Consider the following 16,857-nt stretch of genomic DNA (forward strand, 5'->3'; position numbering starts at 1 on the left):
GGTGCGGACGCGGCGGCAGGCAACTTGCCCGTCGCCCGCACCCATGCGGAACAGTCCGGGCTTGAGATCGACTATCGCCACACGACGGCAGAGGCGCTGGCCGAAGCCGGCGAGCAGTTCGATGTGGTGCTCAACATGGAAGTGGTCGAGCACGTGGCCGATCCGCTCGGTTATCTGACGGCGACGCAGCAGCTTTTGCGGCCGGGCGGATTGACGATCTGTTCGACCATCAACCGCAATCCGAAATCCTATGCCATGGCCATCATCGGGGCCGAGGTGGTCATGCGCTGGCTGCCACGCGGAACCCATGAATGGTCCAAGTTCATCACCCCGGACGAGCTATTCGATCTTCTGCGTCGGGCGGGCCTCGAACCGGTGGACCGCAAAGGGTTCGTGTTCAACCCCGTCACGTGGCGTTGGTCGATTTCGGATCGGGACTTGAGCGTGAACTACGTAACCGCCAGCGTGAAACGGGGCTGACCGAACGCTATTCCTCTTCCAGCCTGATCCGCAGATCGCGCAGGACGGGGAGAGTGGCGCGTACGCGGTCCGGCCCAAGCTCGCCCACCACTCGGCTGATCAGCGGCCCGATGGCCGAAATGGCCTGATCCCGGGCCTGGCGCCCGGCTGGGCTGATCGCGACCATCTTGCGCCGGGCATCGTCCCAGTCGGGGCGGATATGGATGTAGCCGGCCCATTCCAGCTTGGCCAAGGTGTTGGTCATTGCGCCTCGGGTGACGTGGAATGTGCTGGCCAGTTGGGCCGGTGTGCGTTCGTCCCCGACAAAGACCAGGTGGTTCAGCACCGAGAAATGCGAAATCTCCATGCCCTTGGGCAGCACCCGGCTGAGCCGGTTTCGCAGCAATTGATCGGCGGTCAGGATCTCGCTGAACAGCGCGACCGCCAGGGCATTGTTGTCGTCTGGCATTTGTCCGGTCTGGATCAGGGGCCGTCGAAAGGACGGACGTGAGTCAACGAGGGCACCCGACGGCGCGCCTCTGTCACAGAATTATCATCCAAATCGAAAAAGTGAATGCCGGGTTCCTTCCCTGCGTCGATCAGCACCTCGCCCCAAGGCGCGACGACAAGGCTGTGCCCGTGGCTGCGGCGCGTTTTTCCGCGCGTTTTCGGGTGTGTTCCGGTCTGTGCCGGTGCGATGACCCAACAACCGTTTTCGATGGCTCGGGCGCGCAGCAAGGATTCCCAGTGCGCCTCACCCGTAACCGGAGAAAACGCCGCCGGTACCGTAAGGATGCGCGCGCCGGCCTGTGCCAGAGCCGAGTAGAGATGCGGGAACCGAACATCGTAGCAGACGGTCATCCCCACCTTGCCGAAATCCGTCTCGGCGATCACGGCGCGCGTACCGGGCCGGTAATTGGCGGATTCGCGGAAGGTCTCGGTCTCGGTCACCTGCACGTCGAACATGTGAATCTTGTCATAGCGCGCAACGATCCCGCCCTGCGGGTCAATCATGAACGAGCGATTGGCAAACCGCCCATCCGCGTCGTGCGTCTTGAGTCCGAGCGAGCCGATCAGTAGCCACACGCCCAGCTTCGCCGCCTCGTCGCGCAGACCCGCAAGCGTCATGTCATCTTCTTCGTGCCGCAGAACTTCGCGCTGCCGGGTCGTGCTGGTCGAGACGCAATTGGTGACTTCCGGCGTCAGGACAAACCCCGCGCCCCGTGCGGCGGCATCGCGCATCATCTCGCGCACCATGTCCAGGTTTTCTGCCGGATCATCCGACGCGGTGATCTGCAGGAGTGCGGATTTCATCACGCCGCCAGCATCGGGTCGAGCTTGCCCGCGCGCTCCAGATCGTAAAGGTCGTCGCATCCGCCGACATGCGTGCCGCCGATGAAGATCTGCGGCACCGTGCGGCGCCCGTTGGCGCGCTGGATCATTTCACCTTTTCGGCCGGGATCGGCCCAAACGTCGATCTCGGTGAACGAGACGCCTTTCTGCGTCAGCAACCGCTTGGCGGCGTGACAGAAGCCGCACAGCGGCGAAGTGTAGATTTCGACCGGTTGCATTCCCATTTCCCGAATGTTTCGCGCAATCTAGGAGGATTTAGGCATCCTTGGCAACGCGCGCCAGTACCAGAACGGAAATATGGCTTGCGCCTGCGTCATTGCAGGCCCTGGCGCAGGCAGCGAGAGTTGCGCCCGAGGTCATGACATCGTCCACCAGCAAGACCCTCCGACCGGACACCCGGTGTCTGCGCCCCGGATGCAAAGAAATCGCGTCCGACAGGGTGTCCGCCCGCTCAGCGGCGGTTTTGCCGTCAAGAATCGGCGTGCGGCGAACGCGCCGCAGCAGATCGGGGCAAACCGCAAGGCCGGTTTCCTCTGCCAGATGCCGGGCCAACAGCGCCGACTGGTTGTAGCGGCGCTTCGCCAGCCGCATCCAGTGCAGCGGAACCGGTGCGATCAGCATGTCGCGCCGGAACAGATCCCGACCCGCCCGCGCCATCCAAAGGGCCGCCGGACGGGCCAGTTCGGGCCGGTCGCCATGTTTCAGGGCCAGAATCAGCCGCCGCGCTCGCCCCTGATAGAGCAAGGCGGCGCGCCCCTCGTGCCACGGTCGTGGCGTACTGAGGCAGTCGTCGCACTCGATCCGATGGCCGTCCATATCTCCGGGCAGGGGGACGCCACAGCTTTCGCAGATGGTTCCGCCAATGAATGGCGTTTCGCGCCAGCACCCGCCGCAGAGGCCGAAATCGGAAGTCACGAGGTCGCCGCAACTCAGGCATCGGGGCGGGTAGATGAGTTCGATGGCGGTTTGAATCCGGCTCCACATGCGTTAACTGCGCCTCATGAAGATGCCTGCATCCGATGCACCAACCCTGTTCGACCGTGCGGCCCTTGCCGCCCATCGCACCCGCGCCCGCGACGATGCGCTGTTTCTGCATCGCGCGGCCGTGGACGAGGTTCAGGATCGTCTGGCGATGGTTAACAGAACGTTTCAGTTTCCGGCCGTGATTTCGCCATTTCCCGCGATCTGGCGCGGCGCCATGCCAGGTTCAAAACTCCTGGCGGATGACGAGGTGCTGCAGCTCGCGCCCGAGTCCTGCGATCTCGTGATTCATGCGATGGCGCTGCACTGGGCCAACGATCCGGTCGGGCAGCTCATCCAGTGCCGGCGCGCGTTGAGGCCGGACGGTCTCTTTCTGGCGGTATGTCTGGGTGGCGAGACCCTGACCGAACTGCGCGCGGTGTTGGGACAGGCGGAAGTTGAGACGACCGGCGGTCTCAGTCCCCGGATCGCGCCGATGGGCGAGATACGCGACGTTGGGGCCTTGCTGCAACGGGCGGGGTTTGCCCTTCCGGTCGCGGACAATGTGGCGCTCACGGTCGAGTACCGCGACATCTGGCATCTGATGCGGGATCTGCGGGCGATGGGCGAGACCAATGCTTTGTGCCACCGCCTGAAACGCCTCTCCCGTCGTGCCGTGTTTGACCGGGCGGCCGAGCTCTATGCAGAAAGTTTCGCAACGCCCGACGGCCGGCTTCAGGCAACATTCGATCTGATCTGCCTGACGGGTTGGGCTCCGGACGAAAGCCAGCCCAAACCGTTGCGGCCCGGATCGGCCCAGGCCAGTCTGGCGCAGGCGCTGGGCACCACCGAGAACAAACTGTCCGATTGACGGACCGGTTTTTCCCTTTATTTCAGGGCGGAACGAACAAAGCAGGAAGCCCGAAATGTTTGACGCCACCCGCCCAGATCACGCACCGGCCGATCATCCCAAGGTCAAGATGGGCCGAGTCGGCGTTCTGCTGGCCAATCTCGGAACGCCGGATGACCATACGTATTGGCCGATGCGGCGGTATCTGAATGAGTTTCTGTCGGACAAGCGGGTCATCGACTACCCCGCCTGGAAATGGCAGCCGATCCTGCAGACGATCATCCTGACGAAACGCCCCTTCACTTCCGGTGCGGCCTACAGGTCGATCTGGAACAACGACAAGGGCGAAAGCCCGCTGATGACCATCACCAAGGATCAAACGGCAAAACTGCGCGAGGCCATGCAGGCGCAACACGGAGATCGGGTGCTGGTCGATTTCTGCATGCGCTACGGAAACCCTTCGACCCGGTCCAAGGTCCGCGAGATGGTTGCGGCCGGATGCGACCGAATTCTGTTCTTCCCGCTTTATCCGCAATATGCCGGCGCCACCACGGCCACCGCCAACGATCAGTTCTTTCGCGCGCTGATGGACGAAGTCTGGCAACCGGCGGTTCGCACCGTTCCCGCCTATTTCGGAGAATCGGCCTATATCGACGCTCTGGCCCAGTCGATCGAACGCGCCTATGCGGCGATGCCGCAGGAACCGGATATTCTGGTCTGCTCATATCACGGTATGCCGGAACGGTATCTGCAACAGGGCGACCCTTATCATTGCCAGTGCGTCAAGACCACGCGCCTGCTGCGGGAACGGCTGGGATGGTCGTCGGATCGACTGGTTTCGACATTCCAATCCCGCTTCGGACCCGAGGAATGGCTGAAGCCCTACACAGTGGATCACGTGGCCGAGCTGGCGCGGCAGGGCAAGAAGAACATTGCCGTGGTGGCCCCCGCCTTTTCGGCCGATTGCATCGAGACGCTGGAAGAAATCAACGAAGAGATTCGGGAGAGTTTTGAGGAAGCGGGCGGAGAGTCCTTCACCTACATACCCTGCCTGAACGACGACGATGCGCATATCGCCGCGCTGGGAAAGGTGATAACGGACAACCTTAAGGGCTGGTTGCCTGAGTGAGCACACGCAAAAAAGGCGGTGGAAACCACCGCCTTTTTCAATGAACTTGCGTCCGATTAGGAAGCTGCAACAGCAACGCCGACCAGAACCAGCAGGATCAGGGGCAGCAGGATGCCGCTCGAAGTGCCCTGAGTCTCTTCGACAACGACCGGTGCTTCAACAACCGGCTCTTCCAGGTTGCCGGCAGATGCGGTCGAAGCAGCAGCAGTCAGAGCAGCAGCAAGAACGAGTTTTTTCATCTTAACCTCCAGAATTCGCGCGATTCGCAAAAGCCGAACCGCGCACCCAAGACTTACCTCGTGGCTTTTTCTAAGCAGCAATACAGAGCGATTGCAAATGCTAGTTGCGCCCCGGACAGGTTAGCACCTTGGGATGTCGTCAAATTAGCAACACCTGTGTCCCGACCTTCGACATCGCGAATAATTCAGCGATATGCTCGTTGTAGAGACCGATACAGCCATTCGACGAGCGGCGTCCGATCTTGCGCGTGTCGTGGGTTCCGTGAATGCGATAATACTTCCAGCTCAGATACAGAGCATGGGATCCCAGCGGGTTGTCCGGACCGGGCGGAATGTAGTCCGGCCATTCCGGATTGCGCTTTTTCATGGACGGAGTCGGCGACCAGCTTGGACCTTCGACCTTGCGCACGACGCTGGTACGGCCACGCCGGGTCAGTTCCTCGGTCAGCGGCACCGAGGACGGATAGAGTTTGTAGACCGTCTGGTCCTCGGACCAGTAGTGCAGCGCGCGCGAGATCGTATCGACCAGGATCGCGCCGTTTCGCGTGTTGGAAAAGTATGGCTGCCAGTTGAGGGCGCGGAAGCCGGAAATATTGCGGCGCACCGGCGGTTCCGGGTCAGGTGCCGGGCGAAGCGGATCGCCCGGAATGTACTGCGCGATCGCCGGCGTGGCCAGAACGGAAGCCGCCCCGGTCAGGAATCCGCGGCGTGACGTCGAACGAATGCCTTTCTTGGTCATAAGCAGGAACCTTTTCGAGTGCTGCGCTTGGAATCCCCGGCAGTTTATTGCCAGAAAGCCTCAGTCGCAAATCAAACCGGCAGTTTCCGGCCCGGATGGCGGTTTGGGTGTTTGCCCTGTTGCGACGACCGCGCTATTTGCGGTGGGGATTGAAGGAACCCGGGATAACCATGGCGCGAATACTTTCCTTATTGCTGGTGTGTGTCGTCGCGCTGGCCGCGTGTACGACGCCCAACGACACCCAAAGGCTGGGCGCGGACGGCAGACCTTTGCCGAAGCCCTACAAGATTCGCGGGAGTTCGGACACGATCCAGTTCCGCATGTTGGATTCGGTGAATGCGCTGCGGCAGGCATCGGGGCTTCAGCCGGTTCAATTGAACGCCAAGCTGAACGCCGCCGCGGAAACGCACGCCAGGGACATGGCACGCCAGAACCGACCGTGGCATTTCGGATCCGACGGCTCTTCGCCGCTGGATCGCGTGGCCCGCGTTGGATACACGGGGGTCTTTCTGGGCGAAGCGATTTCGGAAACCTACGAAACCGAGCTGGAAACGCTTGCCGCCTGGATGGAGGCGCCGGGACCGCGCTCGGTCATCATGAACCCCGAAGCCACGCAGATGGGTTTTGCCTGGCATCAGGAAACCGGCGGCAAGTTGTGGTGGACGCTTGAAATGGGTACCGGCGGCTGACCGAAAAGGCGGCAGCAAAAGGCCGCCTGAACCCCGGACCTCGAATGGCCTCAGATGGGCTCAGGCGGCCTGTACCGGATGCGCTTCAGTGAGAATCGCATATAGCTTGACCGGGTCCGGGTTGGCGCGCAGCTTGGTGCAGACCGAGGTGTCGCGCAGTGTGCGTGACACCAGGGCAAGCGCCTTGAGGTGTTCGACCCCGGCTTCTTCGGGGGCAAACAGCGATAACGCCAGATCAACCGGCTGACGGTCCACGGCGCCGAACTCGATCGGTTTCTCCAGCATGACGAAAACGCCGGCGACCTTGTCCAGCCCGGAGAGCCGTGCATGAGGAAGGGCGACGCCGTGACCGACGCCGGTCGGACCCAGGCTTTCCCGTTCCAGAAGAGACTCGACAACGGTCTGGGCGTCCAGCCCAAGCGCCGAAGCCGCAACGTCGCCGATCTCCTGAAACAATCGCTTCTTGCTCGAGGCTGCCGACAGAACCCGGACCGCCTTGGGGTCGAGGATGCTCGAAAGCTCCATTGATTATGCTCCATGAGGCCGCTTCGGTCTTTGCCGGAGCACCTCCTCTTCTTGCCTACTACGGGTCGATCCAGCCGATATTGCCGTCGTCGCGACGGTATACGACATTCAACCCGTTCTTGTTTTCGTTCCGGAACACCAGCACCGGGGCGCCCGCGAGTTCCATCTGCATAACGGCCTCACCCACGCTCAGCGACGGGATCTTGGTTTCCATTTCGGCCACGATGATCGGTTGCAGCGTTTCAGGTTCGTCCACCGCCTCCGATTCGTCCGAGGCGAGGATATAGGACGACGCCCCAAAGAGTTCAACCGGCTCGGACCGGTCACGGTGATGGTCCTTTAGGCGGCGCTTGTATCGTCGCAGCTGTGTTTCCATCTTGTCGCAACAGGCGTCGAAAGCCGCGTAGATTTCCGTGGCATGCGCCTTGGCCTGCGCCGTCAGTCCAGTGGAAAGATGGACGGTGGCCTCGCACACATATTCATGCGCTGAACGGGAAAAGACGACATTGGCGTCGGTCGGTCTTTGGGCGTATTTGCCCACGACCTCACCCAACTCGGTCTGCACGTGGGTCTGCAGAGCTTCGCCGATGTCGATCTGTTTTCCGCTGATTTGGTAACGCATGTGATCTCCTTCACAATTCGCACCCGGTTCTGGCGCCGCGTCGCGGCGCGCCGTTGTTCTTATGGGGTGGGGGGTCGCGACACGTCTCGTAACAGTTCACCGCCGGGCTCCGTGACAATGAGCCGTCGAGATCCAGACTGGAACCGCAGAAGTGCCATGAGACAATTGAGGCAAGAGACTCGGGCGGAGTCAATGAAAACAGCCGTGTATATACGCGATTTTGCTTGCCCCCGAGGGCACCATCCGAAGCATCCTCAGGAAATCCGGAAGTTTTCGCCCAGATACACGCGACGAACATTCTCGTTCTCCACCACCTCGTCCGGCGTGCCGGACATCAGCACCTGGCCATCGTGCAGAATATACGCCCGATCCACGATTTCGAGCGTTTCACGCACGTTGTGATCGGTGATCAGCACGCCGATGCCGCGTTTCTTGAGGTCGGCGACCAGATGGCGGATGTCCCCGACGCTGATCGGGTCCACGCCCGCGAACGGTTCATCCAACAGTAAGTATTTCGGATCTGCGGCAAGGCACCTTGCGATTTCGACCCGCCGCCGTTCGCCCCCCGACAGCGCCAGCGCTGGAGCCCGTCGCAGATGCTCGATGGAGAAATCCGACAGAAGTTCTTCCAGCCGTTCCTTGCGCTTGTGGGCATGGTTCACGGTAATGTCGAGCACGGCGGCGATGTTGTCCTCGACGCTCATTCCGCGAAAGATCGACATTTCCTGCGGGAGATAGCCGATCCCCATGCGCGCCCGCCGGTACATGGGCAATGTGGTCGCGTTCTTGCCGTCGATCATGACGGACCCGGCCTCGGGAAAAACCAGTCCTGCCACGGCATAGAACGTCGTCGTCTTGCCCGAGCCGTTGGGCCCAAGCAGCGCCACCACCTCGGACCGATTCAAGGACATCGAAACATCCCGGATCACGGTCTTCTTCCGATAGGACTTGCGCAGCTTTTCGATCCTGAGACCGGAGCTGCCTTCGGCGATGGATAGTTGCGGCCGGTTCATCAGTTGTCTTCCGTGCGAAAGATTGTTTTCACGCGCCCAACCATGGTTGCCGTGCCGGTCGTCAGATTCGCGGTCATCTCGTCACCGCTGATCGTGCTTGGCCCCTGGGTCAGCAATACGTTGCCCTTCATGACCACGACGCCCGAGTCCACGGTGTACTCGGCCCAATCGCCTTCGGCCGCATCGGGGCCGCTGACCAGAACGACATTCTCGGTCGCTTCCATCCGTTGGATCGCCGATTTCTCCTCGTTGTAGATGACAAGAACCCGCTCGGCCGATAGCCGCATCTCGCCCTGAACGACGATCACGTTTCCCAGGAACTCGGCCGAGCCGTCCTCCTGATCGACATTCAGGGTTTCGGCTGTCACTTCAACCGGCAGCGACGGGTCGGTCTTGATCGCCCCGAATGCAACCTGGGTTTCCTGCGCGACTACGGGAAGCGCGCCGAGCATCAAGGTCAAGCAAATCGGGACTACACGACAATCAAACACAGTTTATCTTTCTGCTTTCTTAGGCTCATATATCAACTTCACGCCATCTGTAAAAACAATATGAACCGGGCCATCCCCGTTTTCGGCGCCAAAGGTCATGCGGCCGGCCGTAAAGCTGCCGATGGGTCCGGTTCCCCGGACAATTCCGGGCGTGTCGCCCCGGATTTCATCAAGCGCCGTATTGAGCAGATCGGTCGTAAGCCGCAGCCCGTCCGTCGTGGTCATGACGACATCGCCAACGAAGGTGGCAATGCTCTTGTCCGGGCGGATGGTGCCGGCATTGGCCACCATCGTCAGGGTCTGGCCGTTCTTGAGCCGCATCGTTCCGTGAAGCTCGGTCGCATCCGACGCCGTGTCCGGGCTGCCCGGACGTGCCCGGCTGGCCTGAACGCGGATCTCCTCTCCTTTCTGCGTGGTGCCGGAATAGACCGGCTGCGTCACCACCTGACCTTGCAGACGCTCTTCGATCTCGCGCTCGGAGAATGGCGTCGTTACGTTTTTTTCGATGCTGCGCGACAGCAGAAAGACGGTGGACAGCAACACGATGGCCGCGAGCGGAAGCAGAACCTTGAAGAACTGCACCATGCGGGAATAGCCATCCACACCGGATCCCCTATCCCAACCCGACGCGCAGGCAGTCGTGAATATGCAGCAGACCGAGCGGCGTACTCGGCCCGTCCGCGCCGACGACGAACAGCGAAGTGATCTTGCGCTGGTTCATGATCGCGACGGCTTCCTCGGCCAAGGCGTCCGGCACGATGGTCGTGGGGTTGGGTGTCATGACCTGCCGGGCGTCGTTGTCCAGCAATCCCTTCATGTGGCGGCGCAAGTCGCCATCCGTGATGATGCCGGCCAACTCTCCGCTTTCGTCGGTCACACCGGCGACACCGAACCCTTTCTGACTGATTTCGATCAAGGTTTCGCTCATCGGCGTGTCAAGCGAGACCAACGGCAATTCGTTGCCGCTGTGCATCAGGTCGCCAACCTTGCTCAGCCGCGCGCCAAGCTTGCCGCCGGGATGAAACTCACGGAAATTCTCGGGCCGGAAATCGCGGTACTTCATCAGGGCGATGGCCAGCGCGTCCCCCATGGCGAGCGTCAGCGTGGTCGAGATCGACGGCACCATGCCGAAGCCGCAGGCTTCGCCCAAGGACGGAATCAGCAAATGCACGTCCGCCTGCTTCATCAAGGTGCTCTCGGGCTTGCTGGACAGACCGATCAGCGGGATGCCGAACCGTCGGGTGAACGCCAGCAGGTTGGCCAGTTCGGGCGCTTCGCCGGAATTCGAGATTGCCAGAACCACATCGCCTTCCGACAGCATCCCAAGATCGCCGTGGCTGGCCTCGGCCGGGTGCACGAAATAGGCCGGCGTACCCGTGCTTGCCAGGGTCGCCGCGATCTTGTGTCCGATGTGCCCGGACTTGCCGATGCCGCTGACGATGATGCGTCCTTTGGCATTGAGGATCAGTTGCGCGGCTTCGACGAACTGCGCGTCGAAACTGTCCACCAGCGCGTCAAGCGCCCTGGCCTCGTCGGTGACGACCTGGCGCGCGGTTCTGAGAAAGGAGTCGGCGTCGTTCATGAGTGCGCAAAGATGTCCGTTTCGGGCCACCCGGCCAGATCCAGCCGGGCACGCATGGGAAGAAAGTCGAAACAGGCCTGCGCCATCTCGGTCCGCCCTTCCCGCGCAAGGCGCTTGTCCAGCTCCTCCCGGAGTTGGTGGAGATACAGAACGTCCGAGGCCGCATAGTCCAGCTGCGCCTCGGACAGGGTTTCCGCGCCCCAGTCACTCATTTGCTGCTGCTTCGAGATGTCTATCCCGATCAGCTCCTGACACAGGTTCTTGAGGCCGTGCTTGTCCGTGTAGGTGCGAACCAACCGGCTTGCGATCTTGGTGCAATAGACCGGCGCGGCCAGGGCGCCGAAGCTGTGAAAGAGGGCGGCAATGTCGAAGCGGCCGAAATGAAAGAGCTTCAGAACCTTAGGGTTTTCCAGCATGGCGCAAAGGTTCGGGGCAGCGGTCTGACCTTTCTCGATCTGAACGATGTGGCTGTCTCCGTCGCCGCCCGACATCTGTACCACGCAGAGGCGGTCGCGATGGGGATTGAGGCCCATCGTCTCACAGTCGATGGCCACGACCGGCCCCAGGTTCAGCCCATCGGGCAGATCGCGTCTGTACAGGTGATTTGCCACGGAAATGTCCTTTGTGCCGTATCGGTCCCGAGATAGGCGGTTTGCCGGGCAAACTCAACTCCGGCGGCAATTCCCCACCACTACGGGTGAGAAGGCCCGATTTTCAGGCCGTGTCGATGCCGCAAGGCCGATTTCGGGTTTCGCGCATCTTTCGGGGCCGTTAGGCATGGACAAAGGAAACCGGCGTCCGGATGTCAGATATGTTCGACGTTCTGAAGAACCGCGTATATCGCCATCTTTTTGCGGCACAGATCGTGGCGCTGACCGGCACAGGGTTGGCGACCGTGGCTCTGGGCCTGCTGGCGTATGAACTGGCCGGCGCCGCCGCCGGAATGGTGTTGGGCACGGCACTGACCATCAAGATGGTGGCCTATGTCATCGTCGCGCCCGTTGCCGCCGCATTCGCCCAGCGCGTGGACCGCCGACGAATGCTCGTCGCGCTGGATCTGGTCCGTGCTGCGGTGGCCGTCTGTCTGCCCTTCGTGACCGAGGTCTGGCAAGTATACCTGCTGATCTTCATGCTCCAATCCGCTTCGGCCGGGTTCACACCGGCCTTTCAAGCCACGATTCCCGATGTTTTGACGGAAGAGCGCGACTATACCCGCGCGCTGTCCCTGTCACGGTTGGCATTTGATCTGGAAAGCCTGCTCAGTCCGATGCTCGCAGCGTTGCTCTTGACGGTGATGAGCTTCGACAACCTGTTCTGGGGCACCGGGATCGGCTTTGTCGCCTCGGCCGTGCTGGTTGTTTCGGTGGTCCTGCCCTCGCCCAAACCCGCTGCGAAACGCGGCGTGTACGATCGGACGACGCGCGGACTCCGGATCTATCTGAAAACGCCACGCCTTCGCGGGTTGCTGGCCCTGAACTGGGTGGTGGCGGCGCTGGGTTCGATGGTCATCGTGAATACGGTGGTGATCGTTCGATCCGGTCTGAACCTGCCCGAACACACCGTAGCCCTGGTACTGGCGGGATTCGGTGGCGGGTCGATGCTGGCCGCCTTGGCCTTGCCGCGAGTGTTGGACCGGATCGAAGATCGAAGCGTCATGCTTGCCGGTGCGATCCTCGGAACCTTTGCGATGGGTCTGGTGGCGCTGTGGACCGCGATGGCCCCCCTGACACTTCCTGTGTTGGTCCTGTTCTGGGCGCTGGTCGGGGTCGGCTATTCGACGACGCTGACACCTTCGGGCCGGTTGTTGGCCCGATCGGCGCATCCCGAAGACCGGCCGGCCGTCTTTGCGGCGCAGTTCACTTTGTCTCACGCGTGCTGGCTTGTTTTCTATCCCCTGGCCGGATGGCTGATGACGGCCCTTGGCGTCACTGTGGCAACCGCGACGCTCACGACTCTGTCGGTTGCCGGCCTCGTGGCTGCCGGGTCGCTTTGGCCACGAAACAGCATGGCCCCGGTTCTCCATACGCATCCGGATCTGCCGCCGGATCATCCGCACCTGGCCAGCGGCGTGCCGCACAGCCATGCCATCATCATCGACGACTTGCACCCAAAGTATCCTGAACGGCCTTGAGCCCATCAGGCCATGTCCCTTAAACCGTTCTGGGGACACCCATCGGAGATCTCATGGACCAACTGGACCGCCGCATCATCGCCGCCCTGCAGCACAATGCGCGGGACTCGACCACCAAGATCGCGGCCAGGCTGGGCGTGGCCCGTACCACCGTTCACGAGCGCATCGCACGGATGGAAGAGCGCGGCGTCATTGCCGGTTACTCGGTCGTGCTGCGACAGCCGCAGGATGAAAGCAAGGTCCAGGTCGTCGTCCTTCTCGAGGTTCAGCAGAAAGAAACGACGCGGATCATCAAGCGCCTGGAGGCTTATCCCGAGGTCAAGCTTTGCCTGTCGATCAATGGTGAGTTCGACCTGCTGCTGTCGGCCGAAGCGCCCCGGATCGAAGATCTCGACATATTGGTGGACGAACTGGCCGAAATCCCCGGTGTCTTGCGCACCAATACCAGTGTCGTTTTCGGGCGGCGTATCGACCGAACCTGACTATTTGTCGGAAAATCCGTCGATTTGACGAAACAGGAACTCATTCCGTCAGTCTGCACCCTACAGTCCGAACGGCGTACAGGTCACATTTTCCGACAAAAATGGAGATGTGCCATGCGCTGGAATATTTGCGTCGTTGGGGCCGGAAAGATCGGCCAGATGGTCGCGGCCTTGCTCAAGTCCTCGCCCAGTTACAGTGTCACGGTGGCGGACCAGGACCTGGGTGCGCTGGCGGTTCTGAACCGGATGGGCGTCGCCACCAAGCAGATCGACGCGAAGGACGAAACCGGACTGAAGCAGGGGCTGAAAGGTTTCAACGCCGTGATCTCGGCGGCTCCGTTCTTTCTGACCCCTGCCATCGCCAAGGCCGCCAAGGCAGCGGGCGCGCACTATTTTGACCTGACCGAGGATGTGGCGGCGACCGATGCCGTCCGCAAACTGGCCAAGGACAGCAAGACCGCCTTCATGCCGCAATGCGGTCTGGCGCCGGGTTTCGTCGGCATCGCCGGTGCGGCCCTGGCCGCGGAATTCGACGAACTCGACAGTCTGCACATGCGCGTGGGTGCGCTGCCGCTCTATCCGACCAATGCGCTGAAATACAACCTGACCTGGTCCACCGACGGGCTGATCAACGAATACTGCAATCCATGCGACGCCATTGTGAACGGCCAGCGGGTCAAGACCGCTCCGCTGGAGGATTACGAGATCCTCGGTCATGACGGGGTGGAGTACGAGTGTTTCAACACGTCCGGCGGGCTGGGAACGCTGCCTGAAACCTTGGAAGGCAAGGCGCGGGCCGTTTCCTATCGGTCGATCCGCTATCCGGGCCATCGCGACATTCTGAAACTGTTGCTGAGCGACCTGGGGCTGGAACGCCGCCGTGATCTGCTGAAGGAGATCTTCGAGGCCGCCTTGCCGCGCACCGATCAGGACGTGGTCCTGGTCTATTGCACCGCCAAGGGCCGGATAGACGGGCAACTGCGTGAAAAGAGCCTGATCAACAAATCCTTCAGCCGGGTGATCGACGGGCAGGTCTGGAGCGCGATTCAGGTCACGACGGCCGCCGGCGTTCTGGGCGTCGTGGACCTGATGCGGGCCGGAGCTTTGCCGCAGGAGGGTTTCGTCCGGCAGGAGCAGGTGAAGCTCACCGATTTTCTCGAAACCGAATTTGGCCGCCTTTACAGGGCGGGGGACGTAACCGAACAGAACAAGGCAGCCTGAGACATGAAAGACATCGCCATGACCGCAGAAACCACCCTTTCGCAACTGGGCTTCACCGCTGCCGAACTGACCGGCGGCACGCTCAAGGTGCACTCGCCGATCGACGGCAGAGTCCTTGGCGAAGTACACGAGACTCCCTTGGGCGAAATGGACGCGATCCTTGCCAAGGCCAGGTCCGCCTTCAAACTGTGGCGCACCGTGCCCGCGCCGCGTCGCGGCGAACTGATCCGCCTGCTGGGCGAAGAACTGCGCGCCGCCAAGGACGATCTGGGGGCGTTGGTCAGTTGGGAGGCGGGCAAGATCACGTCCGAGGGGCTGGGTGAAGTGCAGGAGATGATCGACATCTGCGACTTCGCGGTGGGGTTGTCGCGCCAGCTTTACGGCCTGACCATCGCCAGTGAGCGGCCCGGCCATCGGATGATGGAAACCTGGCATCCGGCGGGGCCGGTCGGGGTCATTTCGGCCTTCAACTTTCCCGTTGCCGTCTGGTCGTGGAACGCGGCGCTGGCCATCGTGTGCGGCGACCCGGTGATCTGGAAACCATCCGAAAAGACGCCGCTGACCGCGATGGCGTGCCAGAAGATCTTTGACAGGGCCGTCGCCCGGTTCGGCGATGCGCCGGACGGGTTGTTGCAACTCCTGATCGGCGGCGCCGATCTCGGCAAGGCGCTTGTGGCAAGCGAGGATGTTCCGATCGTCTCGGCGACAGGTTCGACCCGCATGGGGCGGGCGGTCGCTCCGGTCGTGGCCCAGCGGTTCGGAAGATGCATTCTGGAACTGGGCGGCAACAACGCGATGATCGTCGGCCCCACGGCCGACCTGGAAATGGCAGTGCGCGCCATCGTTTTCTCGGCCGTCGGCACGGCCGGACAACGATGCACGACGCTGCGCCGGCTGATCGTGCACAAATCGATCAAGGACGATCTGGTCGCGCGGCTGAAAAAAGCCTATGCGGGCCTGCCGATCGGTGATCCTCTGGCCGAGGGTACGCTGGTCGGGCCGCTGATCGACGAGGCTTCGGCTTCGGCGATGGTCGCAGCCCTGGAAGCGGCCAGGTCCGATGGCGGCATCGTCTTTGGCGGCGCGCGCGTGAACAAGGGCGTTCCCGAGGGCGGTGTCTATGTCGAGCCTGCCATCGTCGAAATGCCAAGCCAGACGGAGACTGTGCGGACCGAGACCTTTGCGCCGATCCTTTACGTGCTTGGTTACGACACGTTCGATGAAGCGCTGGAGATCCAGAACGACGTACCGCAGGGCCTGAGTTCCTGCGTGTTCACGCTGAACATGCGCGAAGCGGAACAGTTCATGTCGGCGGCCGGTTCGGATTGCGGTATCGCCAACGTCAACATCGGTCCTTCGGGCGCCGAGATCGGCGGGGCGTTCGGCGGCGAAAAGGAAACCGGAGGCGGGCGCGAAAGCGGATCGGATGCCTGGAAGGGCTATATGCGCCGTCAGACCAACACGGTGAACTACTCTGCCGAACTGCCGTTGGCGCAAGGCGTCAAGTTCGACATCTGAGCGGAACGCACAACTGGACAGGCCCGCCACCGAACTTTGGGCGGGCCTTGTTTCGCTTCGGGCGGCGGGCGATAACGCATTGTAAACAGGTGTAAGGCTAGGTTCCGGGAAAACGAGGATAATCCCGGACCGGCAGAATGCCCCAAATTACTGGACACCGGTGCGCGCTTTCGGCGCGGATGGCGGCCGCCTTGCTGATCTGGCTGGCGCCCGTTGCCCATGCCTCCGGCGCTGACCGTTTCGCGCAGACCTGCGATGCCGCCGCGGCCAAGGCCGCCCGCGCCGAAGGCGTGCCGCTCAACGTCTTGCGCGCGGTCACGCGGGTCGAAACCGGGCGAAAACTCAACGGGCGATTCTCGCCTTGGCCCTGGACCGTGAATGTCGAGGGCAAAGGATACTGGTTTTCCAGCGAAGCCGAGGCGAGGGCACATGTCACCCAGGTTCTCGGGGCAGGGACGCGCAGCTTCGATGTCGGTTGCTTCCAGATCAACTATCGCTGGCACGGCCATGGCTTCCGCTCGGTCGAAGCAATGTTCGATCCGGAGGAAAACGCGGCCTATGCGGCGCGCTTTCTGCGCGATCTCCATGCCGAACTGGGATCGTGGCGCGCTGCGGCCGGCGCGTATCATTCGCGCACGCCTACCTTGGCCAAAGCGTATTCCAAGCGGTTCGAGACAGTCCTGGCCAGGCTCGAGGGCGAGCCGGAGACGCGACTGGCCGAGGCTCCCGCCGATCCGCTCCGCCGCACCCCCCAGCCCCTGTTTGGCGGTGCCGGATCACAGAGCGGCGCGGCACTGGGATCGCTGTTCCCTGCCTCGGGCAACCGCTCGGCCTTCATCGCCTTCAACTAGGGG

At 62.0% G+C, this 16,857-nt stretch carries 22 protein-coding genes; 9 read left to right on the forward strand and 13 right to left on the reverse strand.

The features are described from left to right. Positions 1–480, forward strand: a 480-nt coding sequence (gene ubiG / locus AC2FNJ_RS12425) for a bifunctional 2-polyprenyl-6-hydroxyphenol methylase/3-demethylubiquinol 3-O-methyltransferase UbiG (protein WP_496764578.1), incomplete at its 5' end; no start/stop codon positions are given. Positions 481–487: 7 nt separating this feature from the next. Here the strand turns inward: ubiG and AC2FNJ_RS12430 are convergent. Genes AC2FNJ_RS12430 through AC2FNJ_RS12445 form a run of 4 tightly spaced genes read right to left on the reverse strand, consistent with a single transcriptional unit; the run spans position 488 to position 2,796 of the window. Continuing rightward, the gene (locus AC2FNJ_RS12430; protein ID WP_496764580.1) at positions 488–928 is read right to left on the reverse strand and encodes a MarR family winged helix-turn-helix transcriptional regulator; all 441 of its coding nucleotides are present in this window, start codon (positions 926–928) and stop codon (positions 488–490) included. Between the two features lie 14 nt (positions 929–942). Continuing rightward, positions 943–1,773 (reverse strand): carbon-nitrogen hydrolase family protein, encoded by an 831-nt coding sequence (locus AC2FNJ_RS12435; protein ID WP_496764582.1) that lies wholly within the window; start codon positions 1,771–1,773, stop codon positions 943–945. Then, positions 1,773–2,030, reverse strand: a complete 258-nt coding sequence (gene grxC, locus AC2FNJ_RS12440; protein WP_496764584.1) for a glutaredoxin 3 — start codon at positions 2,028–2,030, stop codon at positions 1,773–1,775. Before grxC ends, AC2FNJ_RS12435 begins: the two co-directional genes overlap by 1 nt. Positions 2,031–2,067: 37 nt before the next feature. Further along, positions 2,068–2,796 (reverse strand): double zinc ribbon domain-containing protein, encoded by a 729-nt coding sequence (locus tag AC2FNJ_RS12445; protein WP_496764586.1) that lies wholly within the window; start codon positions 2,794–2,796, stop codon positions 2,068–2,070. A 16-nt stretch (positions 2,797–2,812) separates the two neighbouring features. Between AC2FNJ_RS12445 and AC2FNJ_RS12450 the strand changes: the two genes are divergently transcribed. Both AC2FNJ_RS12450 and hemH read left to right on the forward strand, forming a co-directional pair. Then, a complete protein-coding gene (locus AC2FNJ_RS12450) occupies positions 2,813–3,643 on the forward strand; it encodes a methyltransferase domain-containing protein (protein ID WP_496764588.1) in 831 nt (276 codons plus the stop codon). 55 nt (positions 3,644–3,698) lie between these two features. Next, positions 3,699–4,751, forward strand: coding sequence for a ferrochelatase (gene hemH / locus AC2FNJ_RS12455; protein WP_496764589.1), 1,053 nt, complete (start codon positions 3,699–3,701; stop codon positions 4,749–4,751). 56 nt (positions 4,752–4,807) lie between these two features. On the opposite strand, the gene AC2FNJ_RS12460 is transcribed toward hemH, so the two are convergent. Both AC2FNJ_RS12460 and AC2FNJ_RS12465 read right to left on the reverse strand, forming a co-directional pair. Next, positions 4,808–4,990 (reverse strand): hypothetical protein, encoded by a 183-nt coding sequence (locus AC2FNJ_RS12460; protein WP_496764590.1) that lies wholly within the window; start codon positions 4,988–4,990, stop codon positions 4,808–4,810. A 139-nt stretch (positions 4,991–5,129) separates the two neighbouring features. Beyond that, positions 5,130–5,729, reverse strand: coding sequence for a L,D-transpeptidase (locus AC2FNJ_RS12465; RefSeq protein ID WP_496764592.1), 600 nt, complete (start codon positions 5,727–5,729; stop codon positions 5,130–5,132). Positions 5,730–5,899: 170 nt separating this feature from the next. Between AC2FNJ_RS12465 and dalA the strand changes: the two genes are divergently transcribed. Continuing rightward, positions 5,900–6,418, forward strand: coding sequence for a divisome-associated lipoprotein DalA (gene dalA / locus AC2FNJ_RS12470; RefSeq protein WP_496764593.1), 519 nt, complete (start codon positions 5,900–5,902; stop codon positions 6,416–6,418). A 60-nt stretch (positions 6,419–6,478) separates the two neighbouring features. Here dalA and AC2FNJ_RS12475 read toward each other — a convergent pair whose 3' ends face one another. The 7 genes from AC2FNJ_RS12475 to AC2FNJ_RS12505 all read right to left on the reverse strand — a co-directional run bounded on the left by AC2FNJ_RS12475 (position 6,479) and on the right by AC2FNJ_RS12505 (position 11,262). After that, positions 6,479–6,943: a PTS sugar transporter subunit IIA gene (locus tag AC2FNJ_RS12475; RefSeq protein WP_496764594.1), complete on the reverse strand. Its 465-nt coding sequence runs from the start codon at positions 6,941–6,943 to the stop codon at positions 6,479–6,481. A gap of 58 nt (positions 6,944–7,001) precedes the next feature. Further along, positions 7,002–7,565: a ribosome hibernation-promoting factor, HPF/YfiA family gene (hpf, locus tag AC2FNJ_RS12480; protein WP_496764596.1), complete on the reverse strand. Its 564-nt coding sequence runs from the start codon at positions 7,563–7,565 to the stop codon at positions 7,002–7,004. A gap of 254 nt (positions 7,566–7,819) precedes the next feature. Then, positions 7,820–8,578, reverse strand: coding sequence for an LPS export ABC transporter ATP-binding protein (lptB, locus tag AC2FNJ_RS12485; protein WP_496764597.1), 759 nt, complete (start codon positions 8,576–8,578; stop codon positions 7,820–7,822). Beyond that, entirely contained in the window at positions 8,578–9,030 is a 453-nt protein-coding gene (locus AC2FNJ_RS12490) for an LptA/OstA family protein (RefSeq protein ID WP_496764598.1), read from the reverse strand. The genes lptB and AC2FNJ_RS12490 overlap by 1 nt, the downstream gene beginning before the upstream one ends. Positions 9,031–9,072: 42 nt before the next feature. Next, positions 9,073–9,672, reverse strand: a complete 600-nt coding sequence (locus AC2FNJ_RS12495; RefSeq protein ID WP_496764600.1) for an LPS export ABC transporter periplasmic protein LptC — start codon at positions 9,670–9,672, stop codon at positions 9,073–9,075. Positions 9,673–9,682: 10 nt separating this feature from the next. Continuing rightward, complete coding sequence (locus AC2FNJ_RS12500) at positions 9,683–10,651, reverse strand: KpsF/GutQ family sugar-phosphate isomerase (protein ID WP_496764602.1); 969 nt, start codon at positions 10,649–10,651, stop codon at positions 9,683–9,685. Next, a complete protein-coding gene (locus AC2FNJ_RS12505; RefSeq protein ID WP_496764603.1) occupies positions 10,648–11,262 on the reverse strand; it encodes a ribonuclease D in 615 nt (204 codons plus the stop codon). The genes AC2FNJ_RS12500 and AC2FNJ_RS12505 overlap by 4 nt, the downstream gene beginning before the upstream one ends. 200 nt (positions 11,263–11,462) lie before the next feature. Here AC2FNJ_RS12505 and AC2FNJ_RS12510 point away from each other — a divergent pair, with 200 nt between their 5' ends. From AC2FNJ_RS12510 to AC2FNJ_RS12530, 5 genes are all read left to right on the forward strand, one after another. Further along, a complete protein-coding gene (locus tag AC2FNJ_RS12510; protein ID WP_496764605.1) occupies positions 11,463–12,782 on the forward strand; it encodes an MFS transporter in 1,320 nt (439 codons plus the stop codon). 53 nt (positions 12,783–12,835) lie between these two features. Next, complete coding sequence (locus AC2FNJ_RS12515) at positions 12,836–13,264, forward strand: Lrp/AsnC family transcriptional regulator (RefSeq protein ID WP_496764607.1); 429 nt, start codon at positions 12,836–12,838, stop codon at positions 13,262–13,264. Between the two features lie 114 nt (positions 13,265–13,378). After that, positions 13,379–14,485, forward strand: a complete 1,107-nt coding sequence (locus AC2FNJ_RS12520; protein ID WP_496764608.1) for a saccharopine dehydrogenase family protein — start codon at positions 13,379–13,381, stop codon at positions 14,483–14,485. Positions 14,486–14,503: 18 nt separating this feature from the next. After that, positions 14,504–16,003, forward strand: coding sequence for an L-piperidine-6-carboxylate dehydrogenase (gene amaB / locus AC2FNJ_RS12525; protein ID WP_496764701.1), 1,500 nt, complete (start codon positions 14,504–14,506; stop codon positions 16,001–16,003). Positions 16,004–16,140: 137 nt separating this feature from the next. Beyond that, a complete protein-coding gene (locus AC2FNJ_RS12530) occupies positions 16,141–16,854 on the forward strand; it encodes a transglycosylase SLT domain-containing protein (protein WP_496764610.1) in 714 nt (237 codons plus the stop codon). Positions 16,855–16,857: the final 3 nt, after the last annotated feature.

The sequence above is a fragment of the Ruegeria sp. BHSB196 genome (assembly GCF_059613135.1).